Source organism: Comamonas sp. (assembly GCF_009360615.1).
Classification (GTDB): Bacteria; Pseudomonadota; Gammaproteobacteria; order Burkholderiales; family Burkholderiaceae_C; genus Comamonas.
Map to the genome: position 1 here is coordinate 137,162 of NZ_SPEY01000020.1, position 19,399 is coordinate 156,560.

Consider the following 19,399-nt stretch of genomic DNA (forward strand, 5'->3'; position numbering starts at 1 on the left):
GACTCCGACAATCACAGACCGCAGTCCATCCACGATGTCCATGTCCGAAAACCGATACGAGAAGTCGCCGACCGAGGCGTCGTCCCCTTCCCCCGAGGTCAGCTTGGGTGCAGTGGCGCCAACCAAACCTTACGCGGGGGCGCCGGTCGAGATCGAAACTCTCTCCCGAGACGGGGTTTCGGCCGCCGAGGGGAGGCCGCCTGCGCAGGGCCTGTGGGAGGGCATGGATAGACGTGCCAGACCGAACATGCCCTCGGGGCTTGTGCATCTGGCGGAAATGCTGCCGGCCCTGCGTTTGCTCATCGGCTTGATGATTGCCTCCATCGTGATCCTGGCGCTGTACTTCGGGCGGGACCTGTTGATTCCTCTGGCCCTGGCAATGCTGTTCGGCTTTCTGCTCGATCCAGCGGTCAGCAGGCTCAAGCGCTGGGGGCTGCCCCGCATGGCTTCGGCCATCGTGGTGGTGGCGTTTGCCCTGGCAGCGCTCGGAGGGCTGGGCATGTATCTGGGGAGTCAGGTGCAGCAACTCAGTGCCGACCTTCCGACCTATCAATCGACGATTCGCGACAAATTGCGCAGTCTTCGCAAGAGCGCAAACATGCCCAGTGCATGGGATGGCGTTTTCAAGACCTACAACACGGTTGAGAAGGAAATCTCCAGCGTCGACAACGCCAGGGCGCGGGTGCAGAAAGTGGAGGTGCAGACCCCCGAGTCCAAACCCACCACGCGGATGCTCCAGTGGCTGGGGCGTATTGCCGAGCCGGTGACGACTGCCGGCATCGTGCTGCTGTTTGTCATATTGATCCTGCTGGATAGAGACGATCTGCGTGACCGCTTGCTACGGTTGGTGGGAGGCAATCTCCACCTGGCGACCGATGCGTTGGATGAAGCCTCGCAGCGGATTGGCAAATATCTGCGCATGCAGTTCATTGTCAATGTCAGCTATGGCGTGCCGCTCGCCATGGGCTTGTTGCTCATTGGTGTGCCCGGGGCCATTCTGTGGGGAGTGCTGGGTGCCATCATGCGGTTCGTGCCTTATGTGGGCCCGATGATGTCTGCGGTATTTCCGCTGGCGCTGGCGTTTGCGGTCGATCCCGACTGGAGCATGTTTTTGCTGACACTGGGCCTGATTCTGCTGCTGGAGCTGATCAGCAACAACGTGATAGAGCCCTGGCTGTACGGCTCCAGTACCGGGCTGTCCACCTTGTCCATCATTGTGGCGGCAACTTTCTGGACAGCGCTCTGGGGGCCGATTGGACTGATTCTCTCAACACCGTTGACCGTTTGCCTGCTGGTGCTGGGACGCTACATTCCTTCGCTCAAATTCATGGAGGTGTTGCTGGGAAGCGAGCCTGTTCTCGGGCCGCAGCAACGGCTGTACCAGCGTCTGCTGGCTGACGACGCGGATGACGCCATCAGCATGGCTGTGCAGTCGGTGGACGAACGCCTGCCCTCGAAGCCCAGCCAGGACGATCGAGCCAGTGCCGTCAGCGGTTTCTACGATGAGGTTGCCATTCCTGCGCTGCGTATTGCCACCCAGCAGCATCTGGAGTCGGCGACGGCCGAGCATCGGTTGCGGCTGTCCAATGGCATGGCTGCCTTGCTCGATGAGTTGCAGGACCAGTATGCGCCCATGGGCCGTGGCGAACAGGTCCGTGCGCCTTCCGGTGAAGATGCTCAGCGGCGCAGTCTGCGCATTCATTGCGCCGGTGTGCGCTGGGAGGTGGATGCCCTGGGGGCCGCCATGGTGGCCCATGCTGAGAGCTTGCATGGCCATGAGGTCAGCTGCTCCGAATGGGCACTTGCCCCGGACTCGAAGTCCTTGCAGTTCGACGCCAATGGCTTGCTGGCGGACCGTGAGTGGGCCCGGGCCGTGAAGCGGTCGGATCTGCTGGTGCTGTCGATATTCAATCACCAGCCACAAAGCATGGCGAGACGCATTGTGCGGCGCATTCGCCGCCATTGGCCGGGCGCGCGGGTGGTGCTGTGCCTGTGGAATGCGCCTTCCGTGGCGGCAGATCCCGAGTACGCCCGGCAGGCAGGCGCGCAGGCCTGCGTGACCAGTCTGCGTGAGCTGCACCTGTGGGTGGAGGCGATGCAGGTCGGGGATCCCGGCGAGTGTGTGATTGCGGCCCCGGTTCCCGATGACGATGAACAGCGTGTCAAAATGCTCCATGAAAGCGCGGTGCTGGATCCTGCATTGACAGCGCTTTATCGAGATACGGCCAAGAAGGCTGTCAACGCATTCAACACCAAGTGGGCCCAAGTTTCCTGGGTGGATGCCGAGCGTGTCCATGCGCCGGGCAGTCTGCTGCCGCTACCGACGCAAGAGGGCGATCAACCGGGCTTCGCCCGTGATAGCTCGGTGTGCTCGTATGTCGTGTATGAAAAGGAGGCCATCGTGGTCGGGGATTTGGCACGAGACCCTCGTTTTGCCAACGACTCGCTGGTGCATAGCCTCAAGTTGCGCTTTTACGCGGGTGTGCCATTGACAGACCGAAGGGGCAATGTGCTGGGCTGCCTGTCCATCCTGGATGACGAGCCGCGCAACATGTCCGACGATGAGCTGGAGGTGCTTGGCGGTATGGCGCGGCAGTTGATGGATGATGTGCGTGAAGCGCTCAGGCAAGGTCCCGTTGTGGACGCCTGAGCCAGCCCGACGATCCCTCAGAGCGAGGCAAGCAGCATTTGCTCGTAGTCCTGTGCGGAGGCCAGTCGCGGATTGGTGGCATGGCAGTGGTCCCTGAGCGCACCGCTGATGATGGCATCAAACTGCGTGCGATCCACCCCCATGGCTGCCAGACCCGATGGCAGACCCAGACGGGCATTCATGTCGCGAACAGCCTCCGGGATATCGCTTCCGCTGCCCAGGCCCATGGCATGGGCCATGCGGTTGAGCCGATCCTCGCGCTGCACGCTCTCGGCTTCGGCATTGAAGCGAACGACAGCGGGCAGGAACATGGCGTTGAGCGTGCCGTGGTGCAGACGCGGGTTGATGCCGCCCAGGCTGTGACTCAGGCTGTGCACGCAGCCGAGCCCTTTCTGGAATGCCATGGCCCCTTGCATGCTTGCACTCATCAACTGGCGGCGCGCCTCGGCGTCGCTCCCGTTGCGCGTGGCCCGCTCGATATGGGTCCAGCCGCGGGTCAGGCCGTCCAGGCCGATGCCGTCGGCCGGCGGGTTGAAAGTCGAGGCCATAAAGGCTTCCATGCAGTGTGCGATGGCGTCCATGCCGGTGGCAGCCGTCAGCATGGGCGGCAGCCCCAGAGTCAACTCGGGGTCGCAGATGGCAGCCTTGGGCACCAGGTGCCAGCTGTGAAAGCCCAGCTTGCGATGGTCGTTGACGATGATGATGGCTCCACGAGCCACTTCGCTGCCCGTGCCGCTGGTGGTCGGCACGGCAATCAGCGGCGCAACACCTGCAGTGATGCGAGGCGAGCCTCCCTCAATGGTCGCGTAATGAGAAAGCGGTCCTTCATGTGTTGCCGCAATTGCCACGCCTTTGGCGCAGTCAATGGCGCTACCGCCGCCCACGGCGATCAGACCATCACAGCCTTCTGATTGGTAGATTTCAGCCGCCGCGCACACCGCCAGCTCCGTGGGGTTTGAGGGAGTCTGGTCGAACACGGCACAGGGCAGGCCGCACAGTGCGTCCAGGGCTTTTTGCAGTATCCCTGCTGCCTTGACGCCAGGGTCGGTCACGATCAGCGGCTTGCTGATGCCCACTCGTTCACATTCCTGGCGCAACATGCGCACCGCGCCAAAGTCGAACTGTATCTGGGTAACGAAATTGATAAAGGCCATGGTTTGCTTGCTTCATCCAAAGGGAGCCTCCCAATTTAGAAGCCTGATGCTGCGGTGCAAAGACAGCAAACCCTAGGTGCCCGGGGCAATGCGTCTCCCGGGGGACAGGATTGACATTTTGGGTAACTAAGACTGGCTAACACAACCGATCCACGAAGCGCGCACAGATGATCGCTGCAGCCAACTTCAGTAGCGCCTCGTGGATATCCAGCCGTCTTTCAAAGCGGATTCGCAGCTTGCCAAAGCCTGCAAACCAGCTGTGTGTCCTCTCCACCACCCAGCGGTGCTTGCCCAGCCGCTGGCTGCTCTCAACGCCTTGTCTGGCAATCCGGCCGATGATGCTCCGCTGCCTCAGGTGGGTTCGGCATCGCTTGAAATCGTAGTCTTTGTCGGCGTGCAGCTTGGCTGGTCTTTTACGGGGACGCCCTGACAAGCCTGCAACCGCAGGAATCGCGTCCACGCACCTCTCGAACATCTTGGAGTCGTGCCGGTTCGCGCCGCTGACCAATATCACCAGCGGGATGCCTCTGGCATCTACGACGATGTGTCGTTTGGAGTCGAGCTTGCCTCTGTCCGTGGGGTTGGGGCTCGTTTCCCGGCCCCCCGGGGGCTTGGTACCGAGGAGCCATCAATGCTGGCCCGGCTCCAATCGATCTGGTCGTGTTCACGCAAGCGCGTCAGCATGGCCTGGGGCAACTGCTCCCAGACACCAGCGGCATTCCAGTCTCGCAGGCGCCGCCAGCAAGTCATGCCGCTGCCGTACCCCAGAGATTGGGGAAGGTCCTCCCATGGAATGCCTGTTTGCAGCACGAACAGGATGCCGTTGAGGGCGGCTTCGTCGCTGACCGCGAGCTTGCGCGCACCGCCTTTGGCAGAAGGCACGAAGGCTGGGATCAGGGGTTGTAGCTGTCGCCACAGTTCTTTGCTTACGGGTCGTCTTGCCATGAGGGCCGCAAGCATAACTGCTCTGCGAGGGGCTATGACGAAGTGGTGTTAGCCACTCTTAGCTATGCATAGCTCCTGCAGATCCTGAGGCCTCTTACCACTCACGGAGAAATCTGACGGGCCAGCAGCTTGCAGGCAAGATTGCTGCCGTCACCGGCGGCACCAAGTGCACCGGACTGGCTGGCCCCCAAGGCCTTCGCCCAGAAAGGCACCATCGTCTGCAGTACCGGATGCCGCCAGCCGGGCTCGACGCGCCTGTGACTGCCATCGACCCACAATGTGCAGGTGGATTCAATCTCGTTCGCCGACCTTGGCCGGTGTTATGCCTGGTGCAGGTTGAGCTTGAAACGTCCGTCTCAAGCATCGTTGAGGCTGGGTGCGGGTACTACACAACGAGGAGCCGCCGAAAAAGTCCTTCTGCGGACTGATCCCGCTGGCCCATGCCCAAAGGCTGATACAAGGCCCGCTGTGTTATTCCCCGGACTCCAAGGCCCGGTGCCAATGAGAACGGAGGGGGTCGGCGCAGCCAAGGGGCAGCTGGAAGCCGCAGTTGCTGCTCACAAGTCGGTGTTGCCGACGCCATACGGTACTTCCAGCCTCGGCAAAGCGGACGCGCTTGATGCATGACCAGAATTGCTGCTTCACATCGGCTGCTGGGTCAGTCGACCTTGATGCTTCCGGCCTTGATAACGCTGGCCCACTTCGCAGTCTCGGACTTCACAAAGGCGGCAAAGTCCTTCGAACTGGAGCCAACGCCCTGGACGCCCATTTCCGAAAAGCGGCTTGCAACGGCCGGGCTGGAGACCACAGCGCGCGTTTCTGTCTCGAGACGGGCAAGGATCGGTTGAGGCGTTCCGGCGGGCGCGAAGAGACCGTTCCATTCATTCACCTCGAAGCCCTTGACACCACTCTCGGCAACGGTCGGAACCTGTGGAAAGCTGTCGAGTCGTTTTGACGCCGTGATGGCCAAGGGCCTGAGCTTGCCGCTTTTCACGAAAGTACCGCTTGCGGTGGTCGCACTGAACATGAGGTCAACTTGACCTCCAATCAGGTCCGTCAGCGCCGGTGCCCCCCCCTTGTATGGGATATGCGTCATCGAAATCTTCTCCTCCTGTGCGAACATCTCTGCTGCCAGATGCTGCGCCCCGCCGCTGCCTGCAGACGCAAATGTCAGTCTGCCCGGCTTGTCCTTCGCCGCCTTCACCAGGCTGGCGACGCTGGTGTAGGGGGAGTGGGCCGGCACCAGCATGAGCAGAGGAACCTGCATGATGAGGGAGACTGGTGCGAGGTCCTTGGCAGGGTCATAGCTGAGCTTGGGAAACAGGCTCGGATTGACCGTAAATGAAGTCGCATCCAGGAGAAGCGTGTAGCCATCGGCAGGCGCTTTTGCAACGTAAGAGGCACCAATCGTGCCACTTGCGCCGGGACGGTTGTCTACGATGATCTGCTGCTTCAGCCGCTCTCCGAGATGTTGTGCCACGATGCGGGCCGTGTTGTCCGCAGCCCCTCCGGCCGGATACGGGACCACCAGCTTGATAGGCTTGTCGGGCCATTGCGCCTGTGCTGCACTCATGCCGATCGCCATGGCGGCTGCGGTCAGTGCGGGCTTGATCCATTGTTTCATCTTTGTCTCCGGTGAAAGGTGATTGCTCGTGGCTACCGGTGTTCGCCTTGCTGCCGAGCCGGGTGAGCAAAGGGCCGACCGTCCGTCGCTGCTAAACAGTCGCGATGGGAGTGGCAGGGGAACCCACAGCGCCGGGCAGGCGCAGGGGAGGTGCCGTCAACAGGAAACGGTAACGGCCATGCTGACGCAGCCATCTCGCGAGCGGTGTGAGATGCCACAACTCTCCAAGATGTATTCCGTTCTTGAAGAGGCAGTGCTCGTGCAGGGGCAGTCGTGGACCGCGAATCGGTGCTGGCTGCATCAGTCGGGGGACGACCAATTCAACGGCAGGGTTGTCAGCCAGCAAGCAGGCCAGGCGGACATCAACTATCCAATTGAGCAACTTGGAGTCGTTGCCATCCAAGCCGCTACCTGTTTCGTGGAGCTGCCTGAGGTCGGGGTGACGATTCATCGCGAGCAGGGTGTCGGCGAATCCAGTATGGATGCACACCATGTCTCCTGCTTCAACGTCCACCCGGTCGGATTCAAGGATGCGCATCAGCCGGTCATAGCCGACGGCTTCTCGGCGGCGTCCGATGTGATGCTCAAGGTCGATCATCACTCCGCGCCCCTGAACGCCGTGCTCTGCCAGGTTCTCGATACCCAGTGCCAGCGCACGAGGCGATGGGAATCGCATCCAGTCGGCTGGAGCGTTCTTGTCTTCCTCGGAAGACAAGATGTCCACGCCAGCGCGAAATCCGTTGTAGAAAACAGCTTCAGGCTGGCCATCTCCGTCTGCGTCGAAGCGACTTCCCATGTGCGCGAGGCTATCCCATTGCGTCGAATACTGAGTATTCATGACAAGCACTTCGTCGCACACCACATCGGTCAGCGTGTCGTCCTCGTCCAGGTATGACCAGCAAAATCCCTGCGCGCCGGCGCTCTTGCCGTCGCGCAGAGTCGAGAATGTCCGGGCAGGCATGCGGCGGGGATTCATCGTCATTCCCCCCGGCACATCCAAGGGCAGGGACAAGCAGAAGGTTTTGCCGAACTCGACTTCGGCGACACCCTGGAGAACCTTCTTGCGGTCCACCAGATTCATGCGCCCGCGTTGGTCATCGGCTCCGAACTCGCCCCAGTTGCTTCTGTCCGGGGCATGCTTCCATCGTTGCATGAAGGGTCCTTACGCTGCTTGAAACCGTCCCGCCATGACAGCCAGGGCGTTCCTGGCGGCCGACTCGCCCATGTTGATGTAGGCATCCGACGTCACCGAACCCACATGAGGGCTCAGAACGAAACCTTTCTGGGACTGAAACGGGTGCCCTGGCGCCATGGGCTCCACGGCAAAACTATCGAGGCCCGCAGCGTGCACCTGTCCACAACTGACCGCCTCCAGCAGAGCCTGCTCATCAATCAGACCGCCGCGTGCGGTGTTCACGAGGATGACCCCTGGCTTGCAGCGTCCGAGTGTCGTCTTGTTCAGCATTCCTTCGTTGTCCTCGGTGAGAGGGCAGTGCAGCGAGATTGCGTCGGATTCGCTGAGCAGCTCGTCCAAGCCGACCAGCTTCACGTAGTCCGGGACATCCTTTGCAAACGGGTCGAAGGCGATGACGTTCATTCCGAAACCCTCTGCCATCCGTGCGAAACGTCGGCCGATCGCGCCCAACCCCACTACGCCTATCGTGCGACCCGACAGTTCGATACTCGAATGAGAGGCCTTCTCCCAATGTCCGGCATGCATTCGGGCATCCACGGCAGGAATGGACTTTGCGCAGGCCAGCAGCAGAGCAAATGCGTGCTCGGCTACGGCATTTGCATTGGCACCCACTGCGGCGACGACTTCGATTCCTCGCTCCTTGGCTGCCAGCTTGTCGATGTTGTCCGTCCCCGAGCCGTGCTTGGAGATGACGCGCAGGGCCGGGGCAGCATCCATGGCCGCAGCTCCCACCTTGCCGTATCGCACGACCATGGCGACAGGGTTGTGGCATTGGCACAGCGCCACGATGTGCTCCGGCGTTGGCGTCTTGCCGGTGTAGACCAGTTCGTAGTCCTTGAGAAGCGCGACGGCACTGGGCGCAATCGCATCGGCCGTAATGACAATGGTACTCACAGGCTTTCCCCTTCCTTGAGCACGCCGGCCGCACGCAGCGCTGATGCCAGCCACTTAGCGTTCGTATCCCCCCCCTTGATCGCCTCAATGCGTGCTGCCTCGTCCTTGACCTTCTTTGCAGCCGCGGGAAGCAGCCCTTCGATCTTCTCTCGTTCGACCACCACGACTCCATCCGCGTCACCGATGATCAGGTCGCCGGGATGGACCATGACGCCACCGACGGACACCGGGCAACCGATACGGCCCGGCACCATCTTGGTCGGTCCGTTCGGATTGGTTCCCACGGAGAAGACAGGAAAATCCATCTCCTCAATCTCCAGGCTGTCGCGGGCTGCGCCGTCTATCACCACGCCCGCGATCCCGAGCTGTTTGCAGGCCGTCATCATGATGGTGCCCATCAAGGCGGACGTTTGATCCCCCTTGCCATCGATGACCAGCACATCGCCAGGCTTTGCCATTGCCATGGCCGCGTGAATCATGAGGTTGTCGCCGGGGCGCACTTCCACCGTAAACGCCGTTCCCGCCAGCTTCATGCCGGGACGCAAGGCCTTGATGCGACCGTGCATGGCGCCTCGCCGGCCGGCAACATCAGCCAGGATGGCCGGCTGGTACTGCGAAGCCTCCTGAACGATGTGCAAGGGCACGCGGTCGAAGTCACGGATGATGTCAGGTGCGTTATTCATGATTCAAATTTCCAGAGATATGTGAGCGTGGTCCTCCCTCGCAAACGGCCCACGCGAAGCCGTTGCCGGAGAGGAAATGGAGAGCGTCAGTTGGCCTTTGCGCCGGATTCCTTGACGACCGTGGCCCAGCGGCCAGTCTCGTCGCGAACCAAGCGGGCGAACTGTTCCGGGGTTCCGCCCAGAACATCCGCCCCTTGCTCCGTGAGTCGTTTTTTAACGTCAGGGGTCTCGAGTGCCCGGTTGAATGCAGCGTTGAGCTTGCTCAGCCGGTCCTTGGATACGCCCGCCGGTGCTGCGATACCGAACCAGGTCACAGCCTCGAAGCCCTTGAAGCCTGATTCCGCAACGGTAGGAACGTTGGGCAGGTCGGCGGAACGCCTGGCAGAAGTCACCGCCAGCGCTCTCATCTTCCCGTTCTTGATGTGGCCGCTTAGCGTCACAATCGACGATATGTACATCTGGATCTGTCCGCCAATCAGATCCGTCGCGCCCTGAGCCGCCCCTTTGTAGGGAACGTGTGTCAACTTGACATTGGCGATGCGCTGGAGCTGCTCGGTGGCCAGATGAGCAACGGTTCCGCTTCCCGAGCTGGCGTAGTTAATGCCTTCAGGATTGGCCTTGGCTGCGTTGATCAAGTCGGAAAGCGTCTTGTAGGGTGAGTTGCTCGCAACTGCAATGACCAACGGAGCGCTTGCGACCAATCCGACAGGGGCAAGGTCTTTTTGAGGGTTGTAGGGCAGCTTGGCGTAGAGCGAGGGGTTGATGGCCATGTTCGACGTCTGCCCCATCACCAGCGTATATCCGTCGGGGGCCGCCTTGGCCGCCGCATCCATCCCGATGTTGCCGCCTGAGCCAGGCTTGTTGTCGATGATGATGGTCCAGCCTTGCTGACTCGTGACGGTCGTGGCGACTTCCCGCGCAATCATGTCGGGGCCTCCGCCAGCTGGAAATGGAACGATTATCTTGATGGAGCGCGCTGGATACGTTTCAGCTGACGAGATGCCAGGGGCGAGGCTGGCGAGCAGACCGGTGCCGATGACGACGGCACCCAATGCGCGAACGCTGGGGAAAGAATTCATCTTGATGTCTCCTTGAATGATGGGGCGTCAAAGTCGCACCTCTATGAGACCCAAGTATTCGCTGCACTCTCCCGTTCGTCCAATCGAACTTTTTTTCGAATCGATAAATTGAACTTTGCCTATCGAGCTGCAGGCAGTCTGGCGTGCTTGGCCAGCAAGGCGATCAGTCGCTGAGCTGCAGGGGAGACGTATCCGCTGTCCCGGTAGGTCACGACCATCCGACGGCGCATGGTTGCCCCTCGCAGCTTGACTTCGCGCAACCCTGCACCGGAACTGCCCTCCTGCAGGTGCAGCCGGGAGATGAAGCTCAGCAATCCGGTTTCACCGATCAGCGTGGGCAGCATCAGCAACATCGTGCTTTCCACCTGGACGATGGGGCGTGGCAGATGGTGTCGGTCGAACGTTTGGTCCAGCCAGTCGCGGATAGGCGCTCCTTGCGGCTGAAGCACCCATTTGTAGTCGGTGAGGTCACGCAGTGTGACCCGAGGCCTGGAGAACAACTCGTGACTCGAAATGGCTGCCACGACGATCTGGTCTTCGGCCAGCAAGCGCGAAGTGAGACCGGGCTCGCTGGGGGCGTCCGTGCCCACCAGAAGGTCAATGTCGCCACTGCGCAGCATCGGGGCCAGGACGTCGCCCAGAGCAACCGTTGTCTGCATCGTTACGCCAGGTGCCTCTGCAAGCAGGTCCCGTGCCGCCGGCGGTAAAAGGAACTGGGCCGCAGTAGGAACAATCCCAAGCCTGACGTGACCGGCTACTCCTTTGCCTATGTCTCCAATCTCCCGGCGTGCGCTCTCGACGTCGAACCGGGTCCGCTGCGCCCATTTCACCAGCGTATGTCCCGCAGTGGTCAGCCGAATTCCTCGGCCGGCCTTTTCGAACAGTGTGGCCCCGCACGCATCTTCAAGACGCCTAACGCAGCTCGTGAGAGCGGGTTGAGTCTTGTGCAGGCGCTCGGCGGCTTTGCCCATGTGTTCGAGTTCGGCAATGACTTCAAAGTACTTCAAATCCCGCAAGTCCACGTGAATCCTTTTTGTTCAAGCTGCGTCCGGTGGCATCGCTGTGCGCAGGGCTGCAGTGCACTGCAGGGGCAGCAGACGAGTCACCTGCCGCGATGCCCATGGAAAGTCTAGCCGCGCAGGGGGGCTGCGGCCATACCGCGTATCCAGGCAGGGGTGATGCTCGGGGCGGGGCAACGAAGACTTCGGGCCGCGAGCACCGGTTTTCCGAGAGCTGTTGCTTTACAGGGCGCGACCGACGCGAAAAGCAAGTTCACGCATCCACTGAAGCGCGGGGTCGCTATCGCGGTGGCGGTGCCATTGCAGTGTCTGCACCAGAGTCGGCACTTGGAGAGGCGGTGGCCAAAGCCTGATCGGCAGAACTTTTTCCGCCTGCAGTGCCAGCCGCTTATGCACCGTGGCGATGCGATCGGTGCCGACGACCATCTGAGGCAGGGCTGCCATGCTGGGCGCGGACACCTCGACCTTGCGATGGATGCCGAAGCGGTCGAGAAACCAGCCATCAAACGCAGCGCGCTGTTGGCCCGTGGCGTAGTTGGCCACGACATGCCCGCACTCCAGGTAGTCGTTGAAGGTGAGTTCCTCTCTGATGCGGCTGTGGCCCGACCAGGTCACGCAGAGATACTGTTCCTCGAACAGCGGTGCGCGTGGGTGGTTCAGGGCGGCGAACTGCTCGGGAATGATCAGCAGATCCGCATCCCCTTGCTCGAGCTGTTCGGCTGGCCTGTCATTGAGCGAACGCAGTTCCAGACCGATTCCGCGTGCCTGTTGGTAGAGGGCTGCCAGCAAGGGCGGAATGAACACCGCAGTCGTGAAGTCCGAGAGCAGCAGCACAAAGGTGCGCGTGGACTCTGCGGGGATGAACACAGGCGGTGTGGTGATCGTGCTGTCTATGCGCACCAGGACCTCGCGCACCGGTTCAATGAGTCCCAATGCGCGCGGCGTGAGCACCATCTGCCGACCCTGTGCGGCAAGGAGTTCATCACCAAAGAAATTGCGCAGCCTGGCCAGTGCATTGCTCATTGCGGGCTGGCTCAGATTCAGGCGCTCACCTGCGCGACTGATGTTGCGCTCGGCAAGCAGTGCATCCAGGGCGACGAGCAGATTCAGATCGAGTTTATTGAAGCGCATGGCTCGGCGTTCGGAATCAAGCGCAAGAGCACGGTTGCACCAGCTCATCACGCTGGGTTCTTGCTGATATTCATGAAATGGATTCCTGGAATCTAAAGAATCCATTTCAGGAATACAAGCGAAATATCCACAATCCGTTCCGTCACGGCGATACCGCGCCGTGCGGCAAAAAACAACATCAACGGAGACATGCATGCAACGCAGTACGGATCTGCACGGGTTGATTGCGCCATGGCGCCGCGCGCCCATCGTGCCGTCGCTGGTCGTCGCACGAGCCCCCGTGACCTTTTTCAACGCGTATGCGCAAGGCGCACCTGGACCCGGCCTGCATCGCTATGGATTGATCGATGCAGCAGTCGGACGCTTCGAGGGCGAGGGTGCAGCAGCCGGAGTCAATGCGCGCGATCGCGGGATTGCGAAAGTGGACGGCGGCGTCGTGTTGATGCTCATGCGTGATCAGGCACGCACCCGAACCACAGGGGCTTCATCGCAGGTGCTCGAAGCTCGGGCGTGCGCCATCGGTTCTGACACGGCCTCAGCAATACAAGGAGAAACGCAATGAACGACACAGGTCCACAAGCCGCAGCGTTGGGAACGAATCGAAGATCCGTCCTGCTGACGTTGGCTGCGGTCACCGCCGGGCCCATGGCACTGGCGCAGTCAGGGCGCCATGTATCCATCATCGTCCCCCAGCCAGCCGGGAACCCCAGTGACGTGTTCGCGCGCAAGCTTCAGGGCTTGATGCAGCGTGCACTGGCCCAGGCGGTCATTGTCGAAAACCTTCCTGGTGCCGGCGGTGCGATAGGCGTGCAGCGCATGCTCAACTTGCCCGCCGACGGAATGACTGCGGTCATGGTCTCGCAGACCGAGCCCATACTCACGCCAGCGACGCTGGCCAGCGTGCGTTACAAGCCGGAACAGATGCGGCCCGTGGGACTGCTGGGCCGCACGAGCTATGTTCTGGCCGGGCGGCCTGATCTGCAGGCAAGGAATCTCGCCGAACTGCTGTCGCTGGCGCGCCAGGCGGATCAAGCGGGCAACCCGCTGAGATTCGGCCATATCGGCCAGGGATCGATGATTCACCTGATGGGCGCGCAATGGGCACGCATGTGCGGCGTTCAGCTGTCCCATATCCCCTACCGCGGTGTACCGCCTGCGGTGCAGGACCTCGCAGGCTCTCAGATCGACCTGTCGTTCGTGCCGCTGGGAGGCTTGGCGTTCGATCTCATAAAGGCAGGCAGGTTGCGCGCGTTCGGCAGCACGGCAGACCAGTCTCCCGCACTGCTGCCAAAGGTGGTGCCGCTCAAGAATCAGGCCCCTGAACTGCGCACATTTGTTCATACCGCATGGGGTGCGCTGCTGGTGTCGCGCGGGGCACCCGATGCCGCAATCAAGCGACTGCATGCAGCCTTCGAGGCCGCGATGCGCGACGCCGACGTCCAGGAATTCCTGCGCAGTCAGGGCACGGAACCACAGGCACCCATGAGCCTGGAAGCGCTCGACAGGTTCTATCAATCCGAAATCCAGATCTATCAGGCGCTGTCACGCACCGTTGGCGTGGTGCCCGAATAAAGGTCTTACATGAAAAAGCCTCGCCGCCGCTTTGTCGATCTCTCCATCTACCTGGAAAACGACGTTCTATCCGACCCGCCACCGTTGGCACTCAGAATTACCTACCAGAATCATCAAGACACGCTGGCAGAGTTCATGGCGATGATTCCGGGCACGACGCCCGGGGACTATCCCGACGGAGAAGCCGCAGCTGCCGAGTGGGTCACGCTGACCACGCACAACGGTACCCACCTCGATGCACCGTGGCACTTCCACTCGACGCAGGACGCCAGGCTGGGCGGTGCTCGGCCATCGGTCACGATCGACGAGGTACCGCTTGAGTGGTGTTTCCAACCTGGCGTGAAGCTTGATTTTCGCTGCTTTCCCGATGGCTATGTCGCCACTGCGGCGGACGTGGAGTCCGAGCTAAAGCGCATTGGTCATGACATCCAGCCCCTGGATATCGTAGTCGTCAACACGCGTGCCGGTTGCCGCTACGGCAGTGCTGACTATCTCGGCGCAGGCTGCGGCATGGGCTACGAAGCGACGATGTACCTGCTCGAGCGTGGCGTGCGGCTGACGGGCACGGATGCCTGGAGCTGGGATGCGCCTTTTTCGTATACCGCCGCCAGGGTTGCGGAGACGGGCAACAAGGCACTGATCTGGGAAGGCCACAAGGCCGGCCGCGACATCGGCTACTGTCACCTCGAGAAGCTTCACAACCTGGAGGCGTTACCACCGACGGGCTTTCTCATCAGTTGCTTTCCGCACAAGATCCGTGGCGCATCCGCAGGCTGGACGCGCGCAGTCGCCATCTTTGAAGACTGAAAGACGAACCATGAGCTTGCCGCCCATTGAACGCATTGTCACCGGCCATGACGACCAGGGCCGTGCCATCGTCACATCGCAAGGCTCTTTGCCCACGGCAGTCGAGATCGCGGCCATTCCTGGCACGGTCTTCCATGAAGTCTGGGCCACCCGTTCCACCCCAGCGCCGCTAGACAACGGTGCCGACCCGACATGTGCCGCTCTGTTGCTGCCCCCACCGCAAAACGGCACACGCATCCGCTTCGTCGACATTCCACCCGATAGCGCCGAACTTCTGGCGCATGGCGCAGGCAAGATGCGGGATGCCTTCACCCAGATCGGCGATGCGGCCGCATCGACCGTGGGGGCGGATTCGCTGCACCCGTTGATGCATCGCACCCGGTCGCTTGACTATGGCGTCGTCATCGAAGGTGAGCTGACCCTGATACTTGACGGCGGCGCGCAGGTTCTGCTGCGCCCGGGCAGCGTGGTTGTCCAGCGCGGCACCAACCACGCCTGGGCCAACCGTTCGAGCCAGACCTGCCGCATGCTCTTCGTGCTGGTCGACGGGTCCTATGATCCTGTGATTGCCTCGTTGATCAGGTGATGCAGCCTGGCTGCCTGATGCACCCCAAGGCAGCGCCACGCTCTCTGCCAGGAGTCCTTCCAGGGGATGGGCTCAGGCAGAAGTTCGATGCGAATTCACCAGTGCGCTGCTTTTGCGCCCGTGAAGAAGCTGCGGATATCCAGATCTGCAAAGTCCATCACGGCATGACGCAGCAATGCAGCGTCTATGCTCGCGCGCAGGGCGGGTCGGCCGGTTGATGGATGCTGTCGAGAACGGGCCGGAATCGACCGTGCTGTCACGAATGCGCAAAGACATTGCGCACGAGCTCGTCGGCACTGCCATCACTGCGCAGACCGATCTCCTCTGCGCGAGGTGTCGACAACTGGGGATAGCGTGCGAAATTCTTGTCGATGAAGGGGTCGGGCTCGTAGTGAATGAGTCCAGCCGTGTCTGGGCCAAAGCACCTTGCCAAGGCCTGGACGACCTCATCGATGCCCCGGTGCAGAACCGGCATCTGGTAAGTGCGCCCAGAACTCCAGCGTCCTGAGTCCATGGCCGCCATGTGGACCAGATTGCTCACGCAGGTCTTCACCGACATCCACCAGCATGTTCCGTCGGGGGAGACGGGCAAGGTGATCGGTTGCCCCGCTGCCATCTTCCAGAAGAGCTGGCTCATGAATGCGGATGCCAGGCCAGGGCTTTCGTCGCGCCTTGCAACAATTCCTGGCAACCGCAGGGAGCAGCCGTCCACCCATCCCCGACGGCTGGCATCGGCCAGCAGGGTCTCGCAAGCCAGCTTGTGAGCACCGTAGGTGATTGCGGGCGACGGCGTTACATCCTCGTTCACGCTGGATGCACGGGTGTCCCCGTAGACGGCGATGGAGCTCGCATAGACAAGGCGGGCGGTTTGCTCAAGTGCTTGGCACGCCTCCATCAGGTTGAGCGTTGCCTCGAGGTTCACGGCCCGGCCCAGCGTGGGATCACGCTCAGCGGCCCCACCGGGCACGCTGGCCAGATGAAAGATGATCTCGGGTTGATGCCGCAGAAGTCGCTGCAGGACGTCTCGGTCAGCCACGCTGCCTTCCTCCAGCACAAGTCGCGGATCCTGCCGGACGCTTGCCAGTGATAGGTCCGAGAGAACGAGCTGGCGTACAGGACGGCCCTGGATGCCATCGTCCAGCAGGCGCCTGACCAGAGCTTGCCCGACGAATCCGGCGGCACCGGTGACAAGCACACGGCTCATGCCGGAGGCCTCACGACGCGTTGCTCGATGGTGCCGAAAGGCGCGTCGCTTCCATCTTCCAGCCGTGCCTGCATTCGGATCCGGTCTCCGAAGCGCATGAACGAGGTCGTCGGCTTGCCCTCATCCAGAATCTCCAGGACACGGCGCTCGGCAATGCAAGCCGAACCTGCGGCGCGGTCAACATTGGAGACCGTGCCAGAGCCGATGACGGTACCCGCGGAAAGACGACGCGTGCGCGCTGCATGCGAAATCAAGTCGCCAAAGCTGAAGTTCATTTCCTGGCCATGTGGCTCTCCAAAACGTTCTCCATTCCAATCCACATGCAGCCGCAGATGGACCCGACCGTTACTCCAGCATGGTCCCAGCTCATCGGGTGTGAGTGCAATCGGTGCGAAGCTGGTGGACGGCTTGGCCTGCACAAAGCCAAATCCCGTGCGCATTTCGCGCGGCCCCAGCGTGCGAAGGCTCCAATCATTGATCTGAACCAGCAAGCGTACGGCTGCCAGACCTTGATCCGGTGTTGCGCTCATGGGGACCGGCCCGACGATCACACCGAATTCCCCCTCGAAGTCAATGCCGTCGTCCTCGCTCGGCAAAGGCACATCTGCATAGGGTCCCAGGAAGTCGTCGCTGGCCCCCTGATACATCAGGGGGACAGTGTCGGCATCAGGTTGTGCCGGGGTGTTGAATGCCTTTTCCATCAACCGGCCATGGTTCAGAAAGGCGGACCCATCGCACCACTGAGGCGCACGCGGCAATGGCGCACTGCATTGCGTGGGCTCGAAAGGAAGGGCCTTCCTGCATCGACCCTCATTGAGTTCGACATAGAGGGCCTGCAGAGAAGGTGCGGTCTTCTCCCATGCCTCCACAGCGGCCCTCATGTTTGGCGCAATGCCAGAGGCATCCGCCATGAGCGACAGGTCGCGCGAGACCACGACGAGGCGACCGTCCGGGTGTTCGGCGTAAAGCGTGGCAAGTTTCATGTTGCTGCCTTTGCAAAATATCAGTTGCCGTCACTGATGGTGGTTCCACCATCTACGACGAGATTGTGTCCAGTGATGAAGGCGCCAGCCGCGCTGGCCAGCATGGCGACAGCTCCTGCAATTTCTTCCGGCTCGCCAACCCTTCGGAGGGGCGTGAGCGACAGACGCCGCTGCATGAATTCAGCGTCGTTCAGCAGCGGCTGCGCCAAGGGAGTGCGTATCAGCCCAGGCGATACGGCATTCACTCGTATGGCTTTGGGACCCCATTCCACCGCAAGATTGCGGGCCAATTGGGCCAGGGCCGCTTTGGAGATGCCATAGAGGCCGATGGCCTTGTTGCCGCGGATCCCTGCAATGCTGGACATCAGAATCACACTGCCGCCGCCGGCAAGAGCCATGGCAGGCAATAAATGCCGAGACAGCTCCACAGACGCCCTGAGGTTGATATCCATGACCTGCTGCCAATCGATGTCACCGACATCGGACAAGGGACCGGCTGGCCCCTGGATTCCGGCGTTGCACACAAGAATATCTACTCGCCCTTTCCAGGCCAGAGACTTTTGAACCAGCGTGGCAATGCCGGGCAGGTCCGCGAGATCGGCAGGCAGCGCAAGCGCTTCCCCCTGTTCATCGCGAAGCACCTCGGCCATGCGCTGGCATGCATCGCTGTCGCGGTCGCACACCAGTGTCGAAGCGCCTTGGGCAGCCAGAATCCGGCATATGGCGGCGCCAAGTCCACCGGTGGCTCCGGTGATCAGCGCTACCTTGCCGTGCAGATCGAACAGCTCCGAAGGCATTCTCATTCCAGGACCACGCCGGCACTGCGGATGACGGAACCCCATCGCCTGGTCTCGGATTCGATAAATCGGGCAAATTCCTGCGATGTCTGAGGGGCAGGGGTGACGCCCAGATCACCGAACCGGCGTCGGATCTCCTCCGACCCCACCGCCTGAACCACCGCAGAGCGGAGCTGGGCAGCGATGTCAGGCGGGGTACCCGCCTTGACCACCACTCCCGTCCACCCTGGCGCGTTCAAGTTTGGATAGCCCAACTCGGAAAGCGTTGGAACCTGAGGAAGGCGTTCGAGACGCTTTTCCGCCCCCACGACCGCCAGGGCCCGTAGCTTTCCTTCTTGAACGTACGGCAGACTGTTGGCTGCCACATCCAGCATTAACTCGATGTGGCCCCCCATCAGATCTTGCACGGCAGGAGCAGCTCCCTTGTAGGCCACATGCTGCAGGCTGCCTTTGGTCTCGCGCTTGAGCATCTCCATCCAGATATGCGGCTGGCTGCCAATGCCATAGGAGCCATAGGTAATGGCGCGATCGTCTTTCCTGGCCCTTGCATCCCTGATCAAATCGTCCACGGACCGGTACGGACTGTTGGGAGGAACGAGCAGCAACAAGCTGGAGGTCAGCAGACGACTGATCGGTGCAAAATCCTTGAGCGTGTCGTAGTTGAGCTTTGGGTACAGCGCCGCATTCATGGCAAAGGGTCCGATATCGCCATAGAGCAAGGTGTGGCCATCCGCAGGCTGCTGCCTGACATGAGCCGCCGCAATTTGTCCTCCGGCTCCCGGCTTGTTCTCCACCACTACCGGCTGTTTGAGCGTAGACGTCATGTGCTGGGCCAGCACACGCGATACCGCATCGCCGAAGCCGCCTGCAGGGTAGGGAACCACCCAGAGGACAGGACGACGCGGGAATGTCGTTGTTTGCGCGAATGCAGAAGGTGCAGCAGCCACCAGCGGCAGCGCTGTGCCGGCTAAAACCAGGGAACGCCTTGAAATCATGATGTCTCCATATCGTTGAACCGGCCGACGTCTGAAGAGGACAGGCCGTTGTCATTGAGTATGGAGAGCGCGCGGCCCCCG

At 61.4% G+C, this 19,399-nt stretch carries 18 protein-coding genes; 5 read left to right on the top strand and 13 right to left on the bottom strand.

The features are described from left to right. Positions 1-223 precede the first annotated feature (223 nt). Entirely contained in the window at positions 224-2,650 is a 2,427-nt protein-coding gene (locus E2583_RS06040) for an AI-2E family transporter (protein ID WP_367158589.1), read from the top strand. Positions 2,651-2,667: 17 nt separating this feature from the next. On the opposite strand, the gene E2583_RS06045 is transcribed toward E2583_RS06040, so the two are convergent. From E2583_RS06045 to E2583_RS06085, 9 genes are all read right to left on the bottom strand, one after another. Next, positions 2,668-3,804: an iron-containing alcohol dehydrogenase gene (locus tag E2583_RS06045; protein ID WP_291593990.1), complete on the bottom strand. Its 1,137-nt coding sequence runs from the start codon at positions 3,802-3,804 to the stop codon at positions 2,668-2,670. Positions 3,805-3,940: 136 nt separating this feature from the next. Beyond that, positions 3,941-4,749, bottom strand: a protein-coding gene (locus E2583_RS06050; protein ID WP_291593992.1) for an IS5 family transposase whose coding sequence is annotated in 2 segments (ribosomal slippage) — positions 3,941-4,419 and positions 4,419-4,749 — 810 coding nt in all. Because the reading frame shifts where the segments join, the coding sequence is not laid out codon by codon here. 658 nt (positions 4,750-5,407) lie between these two features. Continuing rightward, the gene (locus tag E2583_RS06055) at positions 5,408-6,373 is read right to left on the bottom strand and encodes a tripartite tricarboxylate transporter substrate binding protein (RefSeq protein ID WP_291593994.1); all 966 of its coding nucleotides are present in this window, start codon (positions 6,371-6,373) and stop codon (positions 5,408-5,410) included. Positions 6,374-6,464: 91 nt separating this feature from the next. Then, positions 6,465-7,526 (bottom strand): cyclase family protein, encoded by a 1,062-nt coding sequence (locus E2583_RS06060; RefSeq protein ID WP_291593996.1) that lies wholly within the window; start codon positions 7,524-7,526, stop codon positions 6,465-6,467. A 9-nt stretch (positions 7,527-7,535) separates the two neighbouring features. Next, positions 7,536-8,462, bottom strand: coding sequence for an NAD(P)-dependent oxidoreductase (locus E2583_RS06065; RefSeq protein ID WP_291593998.1), 927 nt, complete (start codon positions 8,460-8,462; stop codon positions 7,536-7,538). Continuing rightward, a complete protein-coding gene (locus tag E2583_RS06070; RefSeq protein WP_291594000.1) occupies positions 8,459-9,145 on the bottom strand; it encodes an RraA family protein in 687 nt (228 codons plus the stop codon). Before E2583_RS06070 ends, E2583_RS06065 begins: the two co-directional genes overlap by 4 nt. An 86-nt stretch (positions 9,146-9,231) precedes the next feature. Then, the gene (locus E2583_RS06075) at positions 9,232-10,224 is read right to left on the bottom strand and encodes a tripartite tricarboxylate transporter substrate binding protein (protein WP_291594002.1); all 993 of its coding nucleotides are present in this window, start codon (positions 10,222-10,224) and stop codon (positions 9,232-9,234) included. Positions 10,225-10,343: 119 nt separating this feature from the next. Next, positions 10,344-11,246: a LysR family transcriptional regulator gene (locus E2583_RS06080; protein ID WP_291594003.1), complete on the bottom strand. Its 903-nt coding sequence runs from the start codon at positions 11,244-11,246 to the stop codon at positions 10,344-10,346. 219 nt (positions 11,247-11,465) lie between these two features. Next, the gene (locus E2583_RS06085; protein WP_291594005.1) at positions 11,466-12,374 is read right to left on the bottom strand and encodes a LysR family transcriptional regulator; all 909 of its coding nucleotides are present in this window, start codon (positions 12,372-12,374) and stop codon (positions 11,466-11,468) included. A 193-nt stretch (positions 12,375-12,567) separates the two neighbouring features. On the opposite strand from E2583_RS06085, the gene E2583_RS06090 reads away from it, so the two are divergent. From E2583_RS06090 to E2583_RS06105, 4 genes are read left to right on the top strand one after another with little or no spacing between them, the layout of a single operon-like run. After that, on the top strand, positions 12,568-12,936 hold the full coding sequence (locus E2583_RS06090; RefSeq protein WP_291594007.1) for a hypothetical protein: 369 nt from the start codon (positions 12,568-12,570) through the stop codon (positions 12,934-12,936). Further along, complete coding sequence (locus E2583_RS06095) at positions 12,933-13,946, top strand: tripartite tricarboxylate transporter substrate binding protein (protein WP_291594008.1); 1,014 nt, start codon at positions 12,933-12,935, stop codon at positions 13,944-13,946. Before E2583_RS06090 ends, E2583_RS06095 begins: the two co-directional genes overlap by 4 nt. Positions 13,947-13,955: 9 nt before the next feature. After that, a complete protein-coding gene (locus tag E2583_RS06100) occupies positions 13,956-14,753 on the top strand; it encodes a cyclase family protein (RefSeq protein ID WP_291594010.1) in 798 nt (265 codons plus the stop codon). Positions 14,754-14,763: 10 nt separating this feature from the next. Further along, positions 14,764-15,339 carry a cupin domain-containing protein gene (locus tag E2583_RS06105; protein WP_291594012.1) on the top strand — a complete coding sequence of 192 codons (576 nt, stop codon included), beginning with the start codon at positions 14,764-14,766 and terminating at the stop codon, positions 15,337-15,339. A 256-nt stretch (positions 15,340-15,595) separates the two neighbouring features. Here E2583_RS06105 and E2583_RS06110 read toward each other — a convergent pair whose 3' ends face one another. The 4 genes from E2583_RS06110 to E2583_RS06125 are packed head-to-tail and all read right to left on the bottom strand — an operon-like array spanning position 15,596 to position 19,318. Continuing rightward, positions 15,596-16,543 carry an NAD-dependent epimerase/dehydratase family protein gene (locus E2583_RS06110; protein WP_291594013.1) on the bottom strand — a complete coding sequence of 316 codons (948 nt, stop codon included), beginning with the start codon at positions 16,541-16,543 and terminating at the stop codon, positions 15,596-15,598. Beyond that, the gene (locus E2583_RS06115) at positions 16,540-17,526 is read right to left on the bottom strand and encodes a fumarylacetoacetate hydrolase family protein (protein ID WP_291594015.1); all 987 of its coding nucleotides are present in this window, start codon (positions 17,524-17,526) and stop codon (positions 16,540-16,542) included. The genes E2583_RS06110 and E2583_RS06115 overlap by 4 nt, the downstream gene beginning before the upstream one ends. 20 nt (positions 17,527-17,546) lie before the next feature. Continuing rightward, positions 17,547-18,323, bottom strand: coding sequence for an SDR family NAD(P)-dependent oxidoreductase (locus tag E2583_RS06120; RefSeq protein WP_291594016.1), 777 nt, complete (start codon positions 18,321-18,323; stop codon positions 17,547-17,549). 2 nt (positions 18,324-18,325) lie between these two features. Then, positions 18,326-19,318, bottom strand: a complete 993-nt coding sequence (locus E2583_RS06125; RefSeq protein ID WP_291594018.1) for a tripartite tricarboxylate transporter substrate binding protein — start codon at positions 19,316-19,318, stop codon at positions 18,326-18,328. Positions 19,319-19,399 lie beyond the last annotated feature (81 nt).

Coding starts and splice junctions, on each gene's coding strand:
- E2583_RS06040 (WP_367158589.1), top strand. CDS start 224: ATGGATAGACGTGCCAGACCGAACATGCCCTCGGGGCTTGTGCATCTG.
- E2583_RS06045 (WP_291593990.1), bottom strand. CDS start 3,804: ATGGCCTTTATCAATTTCGTTACCCAGATACAGTTCGACTTTGGCGCG.
- E2583_RS06055 (WP_291593994.1), bottom strand. CDS start 6,373: ATGAAACAATGGATCAAGCCCGCACTGACCGCAGCCGCCATGGCGATC.
- E2583_RS06060 (WP_291593996.1), bottom strand. CDS start 7,526: ATGCAACGATGGAAGCATGCCCCGGACAGAAGCAACTGGGGCGAGTTC.
- E2583_RS06070 (WP_291594000.1), bottom strand. CDS start 9,145: ATGAATAACGCACCTGACATCATCCGTGACTTCGACCGCGTGCCCTTG.
- E2583_RS06075 (WP_291594002.1), bottom strand. CDS start 10,224: ATGAATTCTTTCCCCAGCGTTCGCGCATTGGGTGCCGTCGTCATCGGC.
- E2583_RS06085 (WP_291594005.1), bottom strand. CDS start 12,374: ATGCGCTTCAATAAACTCGATCTGAATCTGCTCGTCGCCCTGGATGCA.
- E2583_RS06090 (WP_291594007.1), top strand. CDS start 12,568: ATGCAACGCAGTACGGATCTGCACGGGTTGATTGCGCCATGGCGCCGC.
- E2583_RS06095 (WP_291594008.1), top strand. CDS start 12,933: ATGAACGACACAGGTCCACAAGCCGCAGCGTTGGGAACGAATCGAAGA.
- E2583_RS06100 (WP_291594010.1), top strand. CDS start 13,956: ATGAAAAAGCCTCGCCGCCGCTTTGTCGATCTCTCCATCTACCTGGAA.
- E2583_RS06105 (WP_291594012.1), top strand. CDS start 14,764: ATGAGCTTGCCGCCCATTGAACGCATTGTCACCGGCCATGACGACCAG.
- E2583_RS06110 (WP_291594013.1), bottom strand. CDS start 16,543: ATGAGCCGTGTGCTTGTCACCGGTGCCGCCGGATTCGTCGGGCAAGCT.
- E2583_RS06115 (WP_291594015.1), bottom strand. CDS start 17,526: ATGAAACTTGCCACGCTTTACGCCGAACACCCGGACGGTCGCCTCGTC.
- E2583_RS06120 (WP_291594016.1), bottom strand. CDS start 18,323: ATGCCTTCGGAGCTGTTCGATCTGCACGGCAAGGTAGCGCTGATCACC.
- E2583_RS06125 (WP_291594018.1), bottom strand. CDS start 19,318: ATGATTTCAAGGCGTTCCCTGGTTTTAGCCGGCACAGCGCTGCCGCTG.